Source organism: Morganella sp. HMSC11D09, from assembly GCF_001807955.1.
Lineage (GTDB): Bacteria > Pseudomonadota > Gammaproteobacteria > Enterobacterales > Enterobacteriaceae > Morganella > Morganella morganii.
The window spans coordinates 173686-190049 of the sequence record NZ_KV791647.1; the positions used below are offsets into that span (position 1 = coordinate 173686).

At 53.5% G+C, this 16364-nt stretch carries 11 protein-coding genes; 5 read left to right on the forward strand and 6 right to left on the reverse strand.

Annotation, left to right across the window (positions count from 1 at the left end):
- Window positions 1-165: 165 nt before the first annotated feature.
- From HMPREF3119_RS01765 to HMPREF3119_RS01785, 5 genes are all read right to left on the reverse strand, one after another.
- Window positions 166-963, reverse strand: a complete 798-nt coding sequence (locus HMPREF3119_RS01765; protein WP_004242096.1) for an ATP-binding cassette domain-containing protein — start codon at window positions 961-963, stop codon at window positions 166-168.
- Window positions 963-1769: an ABC transporter permease gene (locus tag HMPREF3119_RS01770; RefSeq protein WP_004237079.1), complete on the reverse strand. Its 807-nt coding sequence runs from the start codon at window positions 1767-1769 to the stop codon at window positions 963-965. Before HMPREF3119_RS01770 ends, HMPREF3119_RS01765 begins: the two co-directional genes overlap by 1 nt.
- The gene (locus HMPREF3119_RS01775; RefSeq protein ID WP_024475043.1) at window positions 1766-2734 is read right to left on the reverse strand and encodes an ABC transporter permease; all 969 of its coding nucleotides are present in this window, start codon (window positions 2732-2734) and stop codon (window positions 1766-1768) included. The genes HMPREF3119_RS01770 and HMPREF3119_RS01775 overlap by 4 nt, the downstream gene beginning before the upstream one ends.
- Window positions 2734-4329, reverse strand: a complete 1596-nt coding sequence (locus HMPREF3119_RS01780) for an ABC transporter substrate-binding protein (protein WP_032099031.1) — start codon at window positions 4327-4329, stop codon at window positions 2734-2736. The genes HMPREF3119_RS01775 and HMPREF3119_RS01780 overlap by 1 nt, the downstream gene beginning before the upstream one ends.
- 669 nt (window positions 4330-4998) lie before the next feature.
- Window positions 4999-5775, reverse strand: coding sequence for an energy transducer TonB (locus tag HMPREF3119_RS01785; RefSeq protein ID WP_015422436.1), 777 nt, complete (start codon window positions 5773-5775; stop codon window positions 4999-5001).
- Window positions 5776-5967: 192 nt separating this feature from the next.
- Here HMPREF3119_RS01785 and HMPREF3119_RS01790 point away from each other — a divergent pair, with 192 nt between their 5' ends.
- The 5 genes from HMPREF3119_RS01790 (at window position 5968) to HMPREF3119_RS01810 (ending at window position 14840) form a co-directional block, all read left to right on the forward strand.
- Window positions 5968-6510, forward strand: coding sequence for an RNA polymerase sigma factor (locus tag HMPREF3119_RS01790; protein ID WP_036417906.1), 543 nt, complete (start codon window positions 5968-5970; stop codon window positions 6508-6510).
- Window positions 6507-7469 carry a FecR family protein gene (locus tag HMPREF3119_RS01795; RefSeq protein ID WP_004237073.1) on the forward strand — a complete coding sequence of 321 codons (963 nt, stop codon included), beginning with the start codon at window positions 6507-6509 and terminating at the stop codon, window positions 7467-7469. The genes HMPREF3119_RS01790 and HMPREF3119_RS01795 overlap by 4 nt, the downstream gene beginning before the upstream one ends.
- Window positions 7470-7558: 89 nt before the next feature.
- Window positions 7559-10321 (forward strand): secretin and TonB N-terminal domain-containing protein, encoded by a 2763-nt coding sequence (locus HMPREF3119_RS01800; RefSeq protein WP_046024733.1) that lies wholly within the window; start codon window positions 7559-7561, stop codon window positions 10319-10321.
- Window positions 10322-10363: 42 nt separating this feature from the next.
- Window positions 10364-12064, forward strand: coding sequence for an ABC transporter ATP-binding protein/permease (locus HMPREF3119_RS01805; RefSeq protein ID WP_049245638.1), 1701 nt, complete (start codon window positions 10364-10366; stop codon window positions 12062-12064).
- Entirely contained in the window at window positions 12054-14840 is a 2787-nt protein-coding gene (locus HMPREF3119_RS01810) for a M16 family metallopeptidase (protein WP_070578159.1), read from the forward strand. The genes HMPREF3119_RS01805 and HMPREF3119_RS01810 overlap by 11 nt, the downstream gene beginning before the upstream one ends.
- Before the next feature lie 737 nt (window positions 14841-15577).
- Here HMPREF3119_RS01810 and deoD read toward each other — a convergent pair.
- Window positions 15578-16297: a purine-nucleoside phosphorylase gene (gene deoD / locus HMPREF3119_RS01815; protein WP_004237065.1), complete on the reverse strand. Its 720-nt coding sequence runs from the start codon at window positions 16295-16297 to the stop codon at window positions 15578-15580.
- Window positions 16298-16364 lie beyond the last annotated feature (67 nt).

Here is a 16364-nt window from a genome sequence, read left to right on the forward strand (position 1 = left end):
TCAGACTATGCGGAGTTTCCGTTACCGCATATAAATGAATTAATATCCGCTACTGTGTTTAAATATAAAATAAATAACCCTGCTGATTTTCAGCAAATAAATAAAAAATACTCATATACGGACGAATTAAAGCGGATTATCACCTGTATTCATCCGTCATTCTTATTACCGCCTCATCCCGGTATATTTCCGCCCCGCCAGAAAACGGTGTTCCGGCAGTGCGTCCCACAGTGACTGCAGCCACGGGCTGCCTTCCCCGTTCAGTAATGCCTGCGATGTCAGTGTTTCCTGTAAAACCCCGTGACGCAGCACGGCAATCCGGTCAGCAAAGCGGGCGGCCATCGCCAGATCATGCGTGACCCACAACACACCGCGCCCGTCCGCACACAGCACTTTCAGATGCGCGAGTATCTGCCCCGCATGTTCGTCATCCAGCCAGGACGTAATTTCATCCGCCAGAATATACTGCGCCCCGGTCAGCGTTGCGCCGCAGGTCAGCACCCGTTTTGCCATCCCGCCGGAGAGCCGGTTCGGAAACGCATCCGTCAGCTCAGGCCGGAGGTTATAACGTTGCAGCTGGCGCGCCACGTCGTGCATCTTCACATGCATACCGCTGAGTGTGGCCGCGCGTTCCAGCTGCGGACCAACCCGCACCAGCGGATTCAGCGCACTCACCCCCTGCGGCACGTAACACAGGGTATTGCCGCGGTGCAGCTGTTTGCTCTCTTCCGTCAGGGTTTCCCCCGCCAGCGAGATAGCGCCCCGGCAGCGCATATTGTCCGGCAGCAGCCCCAGCGCACTCTGCAGCAGCAGGCTTTTGCCTTCCCCGCTGCTGCCGACCAGCGCCACCAGCTCACCGGGCTGAACTGCCAGGGAGATATCTGTCAGCAGCGGCTGCCAGCGTTTTTTCCGCAGCCAGCTGAACTGTGCGACATCAATGGCAAGCCGGTCAAATTTCAGCATTATGCGATCCTCAGCCAGAGCTGTTGTAAGGCTTTCGCAAACTGATCAAACAGTAACACCAGTCCGACCAGCACCAGTCCCGGGAAAAATGCCAGCCACCAGGCACCGGTACTGAGATAGCGCAGTGCATCTGACAGCAGGATCCCCAGTGATGCCTCATGCGGCGCAAGCCCGAAGCCCAGAAAACTGAGCGCCGCACTGTGCAGTACCGAATGCGGGAACATCAGCAGTGTGCCGACAATCCACTGCGGTAATAACATTGGCAGATAATGATGACGCCAGCAATACAATCGCGAATTTCCCATGCGTTGTGCCAGCATCACATAATCCGTTTCCCGCACCCGCAGGATTTCCGAGCGCAGGATCAGCGTCAGTTTCGGCCAGTGTGTCAGGGCTATCGCCCAGATCACGCCGGATTTTCCGCCGCCCAGGGTGAAACAGATTAAAATCAGCAGCAGCAGATGCGGCAGCGCCAGCAGTGCATCAATCACCCCGCGCACCAGATAATCTGTTCCTTTGTTAACCGTTGATAACCCGGCCATTGTCAGCGCCACCAGCCCGCTGGTCAGGGCGGAAATCAGTCCGATCTGCAGACTGGTTGCCATGCCCTGAAAAGTGCGATCCCACAGATCACGCCCCAGGCTGTCAGTGCCGAACCAGTGCGTGACAGACGGTGCCTGCCGCCGCGCCAGGAAATCCATATCAATATCAGTGTGTGTGATCCATATGGCATAGACGCCCAGCAGGATCAGCATCAGTAATGTGCCCGTCAGTTTTAACAGCGCACGGTTCGGGTTATACGTCATGATTCGCGGATCACTCCCTGATTCACGCGGCGCAGTAAAATATCCGCCGTGCTGTTACCGATAAAAATCAGGATCGCGCAAAACATCACAATACCCATCAGCAGCGGGATATCCCCCCGCAGCCCCGCGTCTATCGTCGCCTGTCCCAGTCCGGGATAGGCGAACACTTTCTCCGCCAGCAGTGAACCGCTCAGCAGTTCCCCCACAGAGGCAAACTGTAAACAGAGTGCCGGGGTAATGGCGTGACGCAGCACATGAAATTTAATCATCGGCCAGCCTTTATCCCCCTGCGCTTTCGCATAACGGATAAATTCGGTCCCCATCACTTCCGCCACTTTTGCCCGTGTGTGCAGGGCAATGTTACCGACACCGAGTAAGCCCAGCGCCAGCACCGGCAGAATCAGGTGATGAATTTTCTGCCCGAAGGTTGCTGTATCCGCATCCTCGCCCATCGGCCAGGCACAGCAGATTGGTGCCCAGTTCAGGGTGACCGCAAACAGCGACAGCAGCAGCAACCCTATCCAGAACGTCGGTATCGAAGCCAGCAGATACGACAGTGCCGAAATAATTTTGTCCGGCCAGCGGTTCAGATAACGCCCGGCCACCAGCCCCAGCAGCAGCCCGGCAATGCCCGAGAGCAGCCAGGCGCTGATAAGGAGTGCCAGTGACGGCCCGAGCCGCGCCGAAATCACCTCTGACACCGGCGCGTTATACAGCATAGAGTAACCGAGATCGCCCCGCAGCATCTGTGAGAACCAGATCCAGAACCGCTGCCACAGCGGCTGATCCAGTCCCCAGCGGGCGGCAATCGCCGGATACTGCTCCGGCGGCACATGCAGCAGATCATTTCCGATATAGGCTCTGATCGGGTCAATTGGCGAATAGCTCAGGAGGATAAATACCCCCGCCGCCGTGACCGTCAGCAGACAAACAAACCGCACGAAAAGGAACAGGGCACTGCGCATTATTTACAGGTCCAGGCCCAGTCATCCACGCTGTTGAGCAGTGACCATGACCCGTGGATCTCCGGTGCCCCCTTGCCCAAATCAACACAATCACTCACCACATAGGTATGCTGCACATTCAGCAGCCACGCCCAGGCGGCATCCCCTTTAATCCCGGTACCGGTTTTGCCGTTCCAGTCCACCTGCTGCCAGACAGGAATAGCGGCTTCCTGATCCGGCGCACTCATGGCTTTCTCAAGGATGGCATCCACCTGCGGATTTTTGTAATAACCCGGGTTGTAGAATTCCACGCCCGCCGCTTTGCTGCTGTAGTGATGAACTAACTCCATCGGATCCAGGCTGCCCCAGCCAAACAGTGTCGGGTTGGCGTGCATATGGCGTTCAACGGTTTCCCAGCTGCCGGACTGTAAATCCAGTTCAATGCCGATTGGTTTCAGGAAGGCGCGGATAGCCTGTGCCAGGTCACGGCGGGTGGTATCCCCGCTGGTGTACCACAGCGTCAGTTTGGCGACTTTACCGTCTTTCTCACGCAGCCCGTCTTTATTGAGTTTCCAGCCTGCTTCTTCCAGGATCTGTTTGGCTTTTTCTGCATCACCATCTTTAAAGGCGGCTTCCGGGTTGTTCCACGGCAGGCCGTGAACACCGGTAAAGGCCGGTACGGCGTACCCTTCCATCACCTGCTCAGACAGCAATTTGCGGTCAATCGCATAGTTGATGGCTTTACGGATGGCAACATCAGCGGTGATATCGTTACCGATCGGGTAACCCTGTGCATCTTTTTCACCGGCTTTCGGGATAGGGAAAACAATACCCCGGTTTTCCACGCTGGCGCGCTCCACCAGTTTCATTCCTTTGACATCACCGGCAGTTGCGGCAATCACCGGCGGAATGCGGACAACCTCAAGCTGGCGGCTCTGTGCGGCAGCAAAGGCGGCATCCTCATCCAGGAAGACAAACACCAGCTTGTTAAAGTCATTTTTCGGCCCGGCGTAGTACGGGTTAGCCTCAACAATCAGCTGCTGGCCCGGCTGGAAAGCTACCAGGCGGTACGGCCCGGCACCCACCGGTTTTTGGGCATACTGTCTGGCATCATATTTATCGGCGGATACAATGCCGAGAGAGCCGAGCACGTTGATAAACGTACTCTGAGGTTCGGACAGGGTGATTTTCACTGTCAGCGGATCAATTTCCTCTGCTTTGGCAAAGTTACCCATATCGATTTTACCGCCGCCGGCGGCCGCATTGTTATAGGTGAACGCCACATCTTTGGCGGTCAGCGGGGAGCCGTCAGAGAATTTCAGGTCTTTTTTCAGCTTCAGTGTCCACTCTTTGCCGTCGGCATTGTGGTCGTAGCTGTCCAGCAGGTAGCTGTGCCAGGAAAGATCGGCCTTTTGTTTGAGCAGCGGGCTGTGCAGTAACAGATAACTGCCGTGGCTCCAGCCGAGCATCGGGTCAAACCCTTCTGTCGGTTCTGCGCCGATGGCCAGCCGCAATGTATGACCGGTATTTTCTGCCGCAGCCAGCGCTGAAGCACTGATTGCTGTACCTAACAGCAGAGAGACGAGTGTTCTTGCAAAAACTGACTTTTTAGTCATTACTTGTCCTTACCTAACTAAAATTTACAATGTTTAATTTTGAGTTAATCCGGCGTTACGCAAAATCACCTATAAAAAATTAATCTACCAAAGAAAACAGAGTTTATACCACTAAAATCACGTCCGAAAATGATGCATATTAATGAATCGTGGTAAAAATCGGATTTCTCATATATTAAATTCTTTTATTCAATCCTGCTGCTGAATAATAACATCATTACATATTTCTCTGATAATTTCAGAATGAAATATTTTGTAACAACCTACCCGTAAACAGACTAAAAATGATTATTTGCCAAAGCATTATGATGTTTACACACGGGCTCGCAGGTGATGTTATCAGCATGACAGTTACACATTTCTTAACAGCTTAACACACTCTTTTTGATTATAACGGTTGAATTCTCTTTAGTATTATATATTAATAATATTAATTATTTTCTTTCGGAAAATATAATCATAACACGTCATCACAGGATTTTATCCAGGTCTGAACCCGCTTTACTGCGCCTGTTGCAATATGAGTAACTGAAACTCATTCAGATAAATTAAGAAAACCACAGAAAAACCGAAATATTAAGCAGAGAAAAGATAACAAGGGAAACAAAAATGCGGAAAATACAGACAATTCCTGGTAATAAAAACGTAACTTCGGGAATTGTCTGCTGGTTACAGGTAAAAACCGATGGGAGTGACTATCTCAATATGACCGTTTCTGCCGCGTTCCTGTGGCGGCAGCGGGAAAGGTGATGCCCGTTGTACGGTGGCAAGCGCTTCTTTATCGAGCAGTTTTGTGCCGGATGAATTAACCAGCTCCGCAGAGACAACATTTCCCTGCATGTTCAGAGTCACTTTCACATGAGAAACGCCGGTGGATTTATAGCGCAGCAGTGCGCGCGGATAGCGTTTATATTTCGCCAGATGCGAATGTACCGAGCTTTCCCAGCCGGTACTGCCGCTGACCGGCTGCGGTGCATGGCTGGTAAAATCCGCACGGCTCGCGGAACTGTCGCCCTGACGCGGCGCGGAAGTGCTTTCTGCCAGTACCGGAGACGGATTATCCGTTTCCGGCATTTTGATCTCTGTTACCGGTTTTTTGTCCGCTTTTTTCTTTGGTTTTTCCGCTTTCCGTGTCCAGGTGCCCTGGTCAGAAACCGCCAGTTTATCGACAGCAGACTCCCGCTCCGGCTCAGCCACCGGCTGTGGTGCCGGTTGTGACATCACCTGTCTGACACCTTCCGCCTTTTCCGGCGGTGCACTTTCCAGCTGATAAACTCCCGGCATCAGTACAAACGCCGGGGGCAGCATGCCTTTCGGCTCATCCGCTGAAAAACCCAGCCAGCCCAGAAACAGTGCCAGCAGCAGCGCATGAGCACCCACACTGGCAGCTGTGCCGCCGACTGAGTATCGCCTGTTCTGATAACAGGCCGCAGCCACATTCAACATCACTCAACTCACTTTTTTAATCGTTATTCACGTATTTCAATTTGTAAAATTACAGGCATAATGATAACGCAAATGATATTTCTTTTTATTATTAAATAATAATTCAAATAACAACAATGAGATTTTTTGGATTTTTCTAAGCAATGCGTAATGACTCCTTCAATTACGATGACTTCGATACACACCAGAAAAATGACGACTGAAAAATCGGTAAGCAGGCTTATCGCCGGAGCTTATCACTCAACCTACCATCAGCTTGTCCGCTTCTTCCATAAGCGGCTGGGCAACAGTCAGGATGCACGGGATTTGTCGCAGGATGTGTTTGCCCGCTGGCTCAAAGGCGGCAACGAGACATCTGTGCAGGAAACCCGCGCGTTCCTGTTTAAGATCGCCAACAATGTGCTGACCGACCACTGGCGTCACAGCCAGCGGAAGGGCCGAGACCGGGTCAGTGAATGGGATGATTCACTGACAGAGAAAGTGGCACAGGCACATGCCGATCCTCAGGTACAGCTCGAACACCGGCAGCGGCTGGACAGGCTGTATCAGGTGCTGAATGAACTGCCGCCCCGTCAGCGGGAAGCCTTTGTGCTTTACCGGTTTGACGGACTTTCGCAAAGTGACATTGCCGAACGGATGGATATTTCTGTCAGTATGGTGGAAAAGCATATTGCCCGTGCCCTGCTGCAATGTAAACGCGCCATGAATGCCGCAGAGCAGAAGGACGGGGAATGACAGACCGGCGGGAGCAGGACGAACGGGAAGACGCCGCCGCACTGTGGTTTACGCGCTGGCACAGCCAGAGCATGACGGCACAGCAGCAGCGGGAATTACAGGCATGGCTGGCGGCTTCCCCGGAAAACCGGCAGGCGTTTGATGATATGGCGCTGCTGTGGCGGGAGATGTCGGCTCTGCCGCGCCCGGAAATCACAGAGCAGGCACCCGCCCGGGCTTTTCCGCTTCTGCGCCCGCTGCGCCATACCCTCGCCGGACTGTTTATCCTGGTGATGCTGTTTCTGCCCTACAGCCAGTTACCCGCCCTGCTGATGGATAACCTGACGCTCGCCACCGCCGCGGAAAGCAAATCCATGATCCTGCCGGACGGCAGCCGCATTTTTCTCAGCCGTGACAGCGAAGCGGATATTACCTATGAACAGACACACCGCCGTATTTCCCTGGTGCGCGGTACCGCCTTTTTTCAGGTGAAATCCAACCCGTGGCGGCCGTTTGTTATCCGCGCGGACGGCAGAGAGATAACGGTTGTCGGCACGGAATTTGATGTCAGCCGCCGGGGAACGGAAGTGGCGGTCTCTGTGGCAAACGGGATTGTCGCCCTGCGGGATGCGCCGGATGAAAAACCGGTGTATCTGCGTGCCGGGGATAAAGCTGTCAGCCCCGCGCAGGGCGCTGCACTGCTGCTCAGCCATATCCCGCCGGAACAGGCCGGGGAGTGGCGCAACGGACAGATCACCCTCACCGATACCCCGCTGCGTGATGTTGTTGACCGCCTCGCACCTTACAGCAACCACCCCGTCTCACTTGCCGCGAATGCGGCGGATCTGACCGTCTCCGGCCGGGTCACCCTTTCCGAAACCGATGCCTTTTTCACGGCATTGCCGCTGCTGTTACCGGTTGAAGTCACCGAACTGCATGACGGCAGCCTGTTGATTGTGAAGAAAAATAAAAATAAATGAAAAAAAGAATAATTATCAGGTGAGGATAATTCTCATTTCCGCGTCTTCTGATACAGGGGATAACTATGACACTTCCGGAAATGATAAAAATGACAATAAAACCATCACCATTCAGCATCAGGGCGGCCAGTTCTGCCATTGTGCTGGCACTCGGGCTGACAGCGGCACCGGCCGGAGCCGCAGATCTCACGCTTGATCTGCCCGAACAGGCACTGAGCCGTTCACTGAACACCATCGCACAGAAGGGACAAATCCAGTTACTGTATGATGCCGGACAACTCGGCGCACTGCGGGCACCGGCTCTGCACGGCAGCTATTCCGCACAGACCGCCATCCGGACACTGCTGGCAGGCTCCGGCCTGACGCTGGTGCAGCAGGGCAGCAGCTATGTTATCCGCCCGCTGACAACCGAAGCGGAAACCATTTTAATCCCGGAAACCCGGGTTCAGGGCGAACTGGCTTACCATCCGGCCACGGATGTCATGTCTGCCCCGCAATACATTACTGCGGAGGAGATCCGCCAGCGCAATACCGGCGACGGCAACGTCACGGAACTGCTGCGCACCAACCCGGCTGTACAGTTCGCCGGTAATGACAGTTCGTCCCTCAACCAGGGCGAAATCAAACCATCACGGATTTCCATTCACGGCGCATCCAGTTTCCAGAACGCCTATAAACTCGACGGCATCAGTTTTAACAACGATTTCGACCCGGCAAAAGATACCCTGGGTGAAACCTCCACCCGTCTGGACAGCGGCGACCAGGGCATGTATATAGACAGCCGTCTGATCGACAGCGTGACGGTTTACGATAACAACATCCCGGTGGAATTCGGCGGCTTTACCGGCGGCAGTGTGGATGTCACCAGCCGCCGCTGGAACGGCGAAAACAGCGGCCATATGTATTACCGCACCACCCGCTCCTCCTGGAATCATCTGTTTGAGGATTCCTCACAGCCGATTGATTCATCAAAAAATGATATCAGTCACCCGGCCCGTTTCCAGAATGAATATAACAAACACGATTTCGGCGGCTGGTTTGAAGTCGGTGTAACAGAAAACAGCGGCCTGACGGTATCCGCCTCCCGCCGTACCTCCACCATCCCGGCCAATACCTCGGTACTGATGGCAGTGATGGAAGGTGAAGAACTGGTCGGTTATGAGTTTGATAAGCGCAAACGCAACCAGAAACGTACCTCAGACAACCTGTTTGTGAAGTATGCAATGGATCTCTCGCCGGTCACCACGGCGGATATTTCCCTGAATTATTCTGACTACAAGGCGCGTTTATTCGCCTCCAATATTGCCAACTCCGGTTATGACAATAACCACAAAGGGTTAGGTGTGACCGGTGTTCTGAAACACCAGACCAGCCTGGCTGATCTGGAATTCACCCTGGGTTATCAGAAACTGAAAGATAACCGCGTGAATGACGAGCAGAATTTCTATGAAATGAAGAACCGGTCACCGGACGGAAAAACGATTGTTAACACCAAAATGGGCGGACTGGGTGATCTGCGGACCGAGCAGGACAATGTCACCACCAAAGCCGTCGCCCGTTTCCTGCCGTCAGAAGGCTTCGGGATCACACACCGCCCGACACTCGGGATGGAATCCACCCATACCAAAGGCCGCTATATCCGCGATAAGTCGCACTATCACACCAGCGAGGACTATGTCAGCTATGCGGAATGGGGGTTTGAGGATCCGGTAGTCAACAAGCACCGCTTCCTGCCGGGAACCGCCTCTGTCAGTTATAACAACTACTCCCTGTTTGCCGATGACAATATTGAAATCGGCCGCCTGACACTGCGTCCGGGTGTCCGTGTTGACCGGGATGATTTTGTCCGGCAAACCAATATCGCGCCGCGCCTGGCCGCCACTTACGACCTGTTCGGTAATAAAGAAACATTGCTGATCGCCGGTGCCAACCGTTATTACGGCCGCTCCATGCTGACTTATGCCCTGTACGGCGCGCAGAATGCCGGGCTGGAAAAATGCTATATGTGCGGCTTTATGGGCATGGATCCGACCTGGGATAAAACCAATGATTATGAAGGCCTGGATTCACTGAAAACCCCGTATAACGATGAGATTTCCCTCGGCCTGCAACAGGAAATCCTCAGCACCACCTGGCGTCTGACCTATGTCCACCGTGAAGGTTACGATGAAGTCCGCAGCCGCACCAAATACAACAACCTGACCGGGTCAGATAAATACTCCGATAAAGGAAAAATCCGTACCTTTGATAATGCCGGACGCAGCAAACATGACTCCGTTACCCTGGCTGTCAGCAACAGTCAGCCGTGGGAATGGGGACAGGCAACCCATGTCTTTACCTCCTCAATCGTCTGGCAGGATACCAAAACCAACTTCCCGTCTGACCAGGGCTATGCCTTCTTTGAACCGGGCACTGCCATTAACTCCGACAAAGTGATGTACGGCGGCAAAGTGATCGATGTCAGTGATCTGCCTGCCAGTAACTTTAACTCGCCGCTGAAGCTGAACGTTGAGCTGACCAGTGACTGGGATAACTACAACATTTCCTGGTACAACCGCCTGCAATGGTGGGGCGCGCGTAATCAGGCTGTCCGTCATGACAACGAAGTGGTCCGTGATCCGCAGTACGGCGAGTTACGTGTCTATCAGAAAGAGCATTTCGCATCCAAATTCACCTGGGATACCCGCGTGAACTGGAAACCGGAGTTTGCTTACGGCGCGTCTGTCTCGCTGGAAGTGAATAACGTTCTGAATAACAAAAATGTCGCGGATACCTTTATCTACGCCGGTAACAAGGTGATTGCCTATGATCCGGGCCGTCAGTTCTGGTTACAGCTGAATTACGATTTTTAATCTGAGCATGTGAGCAATGTCTCTTAACGTTATGAATAATCAATGAAAACAATAAAACAATTTTTCTGGCTGGTGAAGCCGTTCTGGGGGCGGCGTGCCGCCCTGTTTTGCTGGTTCTTACTGTTGTTGTCTCTCGGGCTGACACTCTCCTCTGTCTGGTTCAATATCCGCATGAACCAGTGGAACGGGGATTTTTATAATGCACTGCAAAAGCTGGACGGCGCGGCGCTGTATCAGCTGATCAAATTTTTCGTCGTGCTGGTCAGCGGGCTGATTCTGGTGGTGGTGCTCGGCACGTATTTCCGGCAGAAACTGGCTATCCGCTGGCGGGAGGGGATGACAGAACAGATCCTCAGCCGCTGGCTGTCGCCGCAGAGCCGCCATTACCTGCTGCGCCTGACCGCCCGCGAGCCGGATAACCCGGATCAGCGGATTGCCGAGGATGTCCGCCTGCTGGTGGAATCCACTCTCAGCCTGCTGATCACCTTCCTGCATTCGCTGCTGACCCTGGTTTCCTTTGCCGCCATCCTCTGGCAGCTTTCCGGCAGTATTCTGCTCTCTGTCGCCGGTACTGACTGGCGCATCGACGGCTATATGTTCTGGGCCTGTATCGGCTACACCCTCGTGGGTATTGCGCTGACACAGCTTATCGGCGGGCCGCTGCGCAAACTGAATATGGAAAAACAGCAGCGTGAGGCGGATTACCGTGCGGCACTGATCACCCGCAGACAGCACGGCGATGCCATTGCCGGACAGCGGGGGGAGTTGCAGGATAAACAGCAATTGCTGGCCCGCTTTGCCCGGGTGGCGGCCAACTGGAATCAGCTGATCCGCTGCGAGCGGAATTTATCCTTTTATACCGTGGGTTATCAGCAGGTGACCGCACTGGCGCCGATCCTGTTTGCTCTGCCGAAATTCCTCGCCGGGGAACTGATGCTGGGCGGATTAATGCAGCTGCGTCAGGCCTTCAGCAGTGTTGCGACGTCACTCGGCTGGTTTATTTTTGCCTATAAAGAGATAGCCGCCTGGCAGGCGACGGTAACCCGTCTGTACCATTTCGTCCGTCTGCTGGAAAATGACGCGGTGTCTGATGTCACCGAAACCCGTCAGTCGGCAGTGCGCCTGGATGTTTGCGCCGATATTCTGCTGCCGGATAATCGTCCTCTGCTGGAGAATGTCTCACTCTCTCTGCACGCCGGAGAATTTGCCATTATCAGCGGCCGCTCCGGACTGGGTAAATCCACTCTGCTGCGCACACTCAGCGGTCACTGGCCTTATTACCGGGGCAATATCAGCCGTGAACAGGATGTAATGTGGGTGCCGCAGTCACTTTATCTGCCGTCCGGGACACTGAAATCCCTGCTCGCCTATCCGCATACCGCCGCACAGTTCACGCCGGAGGCTTACCGCGAAGTGCTGGACGCCACCGGGCTTGCTGCACTGACACCACAACTGGATACCGATGCCGACTGGCGTCAGCGCCTGTCCGGCGGTGAACAGCAGCGGTTGCTGATCGCCCGTCTGCTGCTCAGTCAGCCAAAGCTGATGCTGCTCGATGAAATTACCTCCGCACTGGATGATGACAATGCGGTCCGCATGATCCGTCTGCTCCGTCAGCGTCTGCCGGACAGCACGCTTCTGCTGGTCAGCCACCAGCGTTTTCTTCAGCAGGAGGCAGATCGCGTGATCGCCCTGTCCGCCCCTGCCGCCACCTGCACATCAGGAGTCCGATATGCATTATAAACTGACCTTTGCCGGTGTGGTGCTGATCCTCACCGGCTGTACCGCTGTCAGCACAACCGGCACAGATAACCGTCCGCTGCCGCAGCGCAGTGATTTACAGCACATCCGCCTGGCAAACGGCATGAATGTGTATCTTCTGTCACGCCCGCAGCCCGGCGCAGAGCTGCGGCTGCTGGTGGAAAGCGGTTCATTACAGGAAACAGAAGAGCAGCGCGGTCTCGCGCATTTCACCGAACATATGGCCTTTAAAGGCACCACGCATTTCCCGGACACACAGAGTTTTAAACAGCTGGAAAAACAGGGGCTGAATCTCGGCAGCCATGTGAATGCCGCCACCAGCCTCAATTCCACTGTCTATAAACTGTCGCTGCCGCAGGCCACCCCGGAACAGATTCAGACCGGTTTGCAGGTACTCGCCGACTGGGCACAGGGCATGACCTTTGACCCTGTTGCGTTTGATAAAGAACGTTCCGTGATTATTGAGGAGTGGCGGCTGCGTCAGGGCATCGGCTTCCGCATCAATAATGCCCTTGAGCAACTGCGCTATGCGGGCAGTCTCTATGCGGAGCGTGACCCGATCGGGTTATTGGATGTGATCCGCCATGCACCGGTCAGCACAGCAAAAGACTATTATCAGACCTGGTATCAGCCGCAGCGGATGAGTCTGGTGGTTATCGGACAGTTTAACCGCCACGACGTCAGCAATCTGGCGGAGGCGTATTTTAATCAGCCCGCCAAAGAAGATGCCGCACAGGATGATCCGGCCCGTCAGCGCTTTGCCCCGCACCCAGGACTGCTGGTAAAACCCGTCTTCGATAAAGAGCAGGGACAGCGCATTATGCAGTTCGCGCTGCAGCGGGATATCCGCGCGCCGCTCAATACCCGTGACGGGCAGTATGATGACCTGCTGGATAATCTCTGGGTGACTATCCTCAACCAGCGCCTGACCGCGCTGGTGGATAACGGACAGCTACCGGCTGCCAGTATCAACCCGCAGGGCGCCATGCTGGACAGCCGCCGTCTTCAGCAACTGATGATAGTGCATCCGCAGGGCGGGGATTACCTCGGCAGTATCACCTTATTGTGGACAGAAATTCAGCGCCTGGCGACACAACCCGTCACACAGGCAGAGCTGGACGATGCCCGGCAGAGCCTGCTGGCGAAACTCAGTCAGCAGGCCGCCGGTGAATCCCGCTACGGTAATGATTATCTCGCCGATACCATCACCACCGCACTGGAATACAGAATGCCGGTTCAGGACAAACGTCAGCAGCTCACCACAGCATGGGAACTGCTCAAACCGGTCACACCGGATACGCTGAAAACCCATGTGAGCGGATTCCTGAATCAGGCATCACCACGGCTGGCGCTGCTCGGGCCGGACAGCGAACAGGCCCGTTTTGATGAGAAAGCGTTCACTGACCGCTGGCAGCAGATCCGGCAGTCCGCCCCCGGGCCGTTTTCCCTGACCGTGCGGCAGGTCGCGCTGAATGTCACCCCGGCGGCGGCCGGCAGCATTGTTCAGGAGCAGGCACTGCCGTTACCGTCCACGGAATCGTGGCAGTTATCCAACGGTCTGCGGGTCATTGTGCATCAGGATAAAAGCCTGAAAGATAATATTCAGATCAATCTGCGCATTCCGGGCGGCCGCTCACTGGAGCCGGCCGGACAGGAAGGACTGACCGACTGGGCACTGAAACTGGCGGAAAGCAGCGGTTACGGTGAGCTGAGTGCCCGTGAGCTGACCTTATTCAGCAAACAGCACAGTCTCAGCCTGCGGCCGTACAGTGAGCTGCTGAATCACGGATTCCGGGGTGAAGCCCCGCCGGAAGAACTGGATACCCTGCTGAAACTGCTGCATCTGAAGATCACACAGCCGCAGTTCAGCGGCGAAAAATTACTCCGCAATCAGCAGCTGACACTGGAAAGCCTGAACAGCACTCCGGTGGAGCGCCGCTTCCTGGATGCCATTAACCGTGAAAGTCATACTCACGGCGAACGTCTGGTGATAAATGAAAACGGCGGCTGGCGTCAGTTTACTGCCGCGCAGTTACAGCAGAACCACCGTCTCCTGCTCAGCCCGGTACAGGACATGACACTGGTGATCAGCGGTGCGGCAGATAAAAAACAGATAAAACAGGCTGTTGAGAAATGGATCGCCACCCTTCCCGCTTCCGGGCAGCGCCTGCAGTGGCGGGATCCGGCTATCGCACCCAAAATGCAATCCTTCAGCCGGACTTACCCGATAGCCAGCTCTGATAAAACCATGGTGAGTATTCAGTATGCCGCCCCGGCACAGTGGTCACTGAAAGAAAGCCTGACACTGCAACTGGCCGACAGCATCATCAGCAAACAGTTGCGCAGCGCATTGCGGGAACAGGCGGGCGGTATTTACGCCCTGAGTTTCTCCTCTATGCTGGCAAAACTGCCGTCACCGTACTACAGCGCCCGGCTGAATTTCACCACCGATCCTCAGCGCGCCGCAGAGATGACAGCACTGAGCCGGAATGTGCTGAAAACCCTGAAAACAGACGGTGTGAGTGACAATGCCCTGAAAGAAGCCAGAGCCAACTGGTTACTGGAAAAACAGCAGGTTTACCAGAGTGCGGCTTTCTGGACAGAATCACTGGCTCAGATTGCCGGGGACGATAATGAGTTTACGCGGATAACCGCAGAAGAGGCGTTAGTTAATCAGATAACCGCAGAGGATATAAACCGGGCATTATCCCGCTACAGCGGTGAGAATGAAAAATTATTTATGCTCACACCGCCATAATAATATAAAGCCGCTTAACAGCGGTTTTATTATTTCCGTTAACTGACAGAAATAACAATCATTGTATTAACGAATAATGAGAATATATTTTGTGATATATCTCCGTATTATCCCCCGAATGAGGCAGAGATAAAGAGAAACACAGTTGTTATATTTTCTGCGGGTGCCTGATTCTGTCCGGATCAGGCTATGTTTTCCCTGTTCCGGATAGAAGAAAGCCCCGATTACGTTTTTCAACATAAACCGGGGCCGAATCTCTACCAAACAATAGGGATTTTGCCTCCTTAAATTAAAGGAGTCAAGAGAAATGACCGGAAGATCAATAACAACATTAGCTATAGTTGCAGTGGTATTAATAACTGCTCTTACAATTTCTGATGTTGTAAATTCGTTACTCAATAATCATCGGGTATCCGATTTTTCATTGAAAGGCGGAGATATGCTGGTTGACGCAACATTGTCCTGTAACGATAAATGATGCTGAGGGGGGAGAAATCCCCCCGTTTCTCTCTGTTGCAGGTAACGGTTAATCAGGCACCTTATTTTACTTTATTATTAACATTAATTTTATCCATAACCTACGCTAAAATTCTCAATAAAACCTGTGACTTTAGTTTTAAAATTACGATAGGAAATGGTGTTTCAGAAATTCATACCAGACCTGATAACAGTAAAAAATAAAAAAACCGCTGCAGGGAAATAATACCGGCAGCGGTTTTTATAATGACTGAAATAAATTACTTCTTATCGCCCAGTAAAACAGATTCCAGCGCGATAGTGATCATTTCATTAAAAGTAGTCTGGCGCTCTTCTGCCGGTAAATTTTCACCGGTACGGATATGGTCAGAAACGGTGCAGATAGTCAGTGCTTTTGCACCGAATTCAGCAGCCACACCATAAATACCGGCAGCTTCCATTTCCACGCCCAGAATGCCGTATTTTTCCATCACGTCAAACATTTGCGGATCCGGTGTATAGAATAAATCCGTAGAGAAGATATTACCGACACGCGCCGGGATCCCGGCGGTTTCTGCCGCTTCAACCGCATTACGTACCAGCCCGAAGTCCGCGATAGCCGCGAAATCGTTATCCTTGAAACGCAGACGGTTCACTTTGGAATCCGTGCTCGCGCCCATGCCGATAACCACATCACGCAGTTTGACATCACGGCTGATAGCCCCGCAGGAACCGACGCGGATAATGGTTTTCACGTCAAATTCAGTGATCAGCTCTTTGGCATAAATAGAGCAGGACGGGATCCCCATACCGTGGCCCATCACGGAGATACGGCGGCCTTTATAGGTTCCGGTAAAACCCAGCATGCCACGCACATTGTTGACTTGTTTAATATCTTCCAGAAAATTTTCTGCAATGTATTTCGCGCGCAGCGGGTCGCCGGGCATCAGAACAACATCAGCAAAATCACCGCGTTCGGCATTAATGTGAGGGGTAGCCATAAAAAAATCCTTTCAGTCAATCCAAAGGGAAAGGGCAGACTGAAAGCCTGCCCGAAAAAAAAGACAC

What these genes read in the sequence shown, in the direction of transcription:
- HMPREF3119_RS01780 (WP_032099031.1), bottom strand. Translation starts at nt 4,329, where the DNA reads ATGACTAAAAAGTCAGTTTTTGCAAGAACACTCGTCTCTCTGCTGTTA.
- HMPREF3119_RS01790 (WP_036417906.1), top strand. Translation starts at nt 5,968, where the DNA reads ATGACGACTGAAAAATCGGTAAGCAGGCTTATCGCCGGAGCTTATCAC.
- HMPREF3119_RS01770 (WP_004237079.1), bottom strand. Translation starts at nt 1,769, where the DNA reads ATGACGTATAACCCGAACCGTGCGCTGTTAAAACTGACGGGCACATTA.
- HMPREF3119_RS01805 (WP_049245638.1), top strand. Translation starts at nt 10,364, where the DNA reads ATGAAAACAATAAAACAATTTTTCTGGCTGGTGAAGCCGTTCTGGGGG.
- HMPREF3119_RS01810 (WP_070578159.1), top strand. Translation starts at nt 12,054, where the DNA reads ATGCATTATAAACTGACCTTTGCCGGTGTGGTGCTGATCCTCACCGGC.
- deoD (WP_004237065.1), bottom strand. Translation starts at nt 16,297, where the DNA reads ATGGCTACCCCTCACATTAATGCCGAACGCGGTGATTTTGCTGATGTT.
- HMPREF3119_RS01800 (WP_046024733.1), top strand. Translation starts at nt 7,559, where the DNA reads ATGACAATAAAACCATCACCATTCAGCATCAGGGCGGCCAGTTCTGCC.
- HMPREF3119_RS01765 (WP_004242096.1), bottom strand. Translation starts at nt 963, where the DNA reads ATGCTGAAATTTGACCGGCTTGCCATTGATGTCGCACAGTTCAGCTGG.
- HMPREF3119_RS01795 (WP_004237073.1), top strand. Translation starts at nt 6,507, where the DNA reads ATGACAGACCGGCGGGAGCAGGACGAACGGGAAGACGCCGCCGCACTG.
- HMPREF3119_RS01785 (WP_015422436.1), bottom strand. Translation starts at nt 5,775, where the DNA reads ATGTTGAATGTGGCTGCGGCCTGTTATCAGAACAGGCGATACTCAGTC.
- HMPREF3119_RS01775 (WP_024475043.1), bottom strand. Translation starts at nt 2,734, where the DNA reads ATGCGCAGTGCCCTGTTCCTTTTCGTGCGGTTTGTTTGTCTGCTGACG.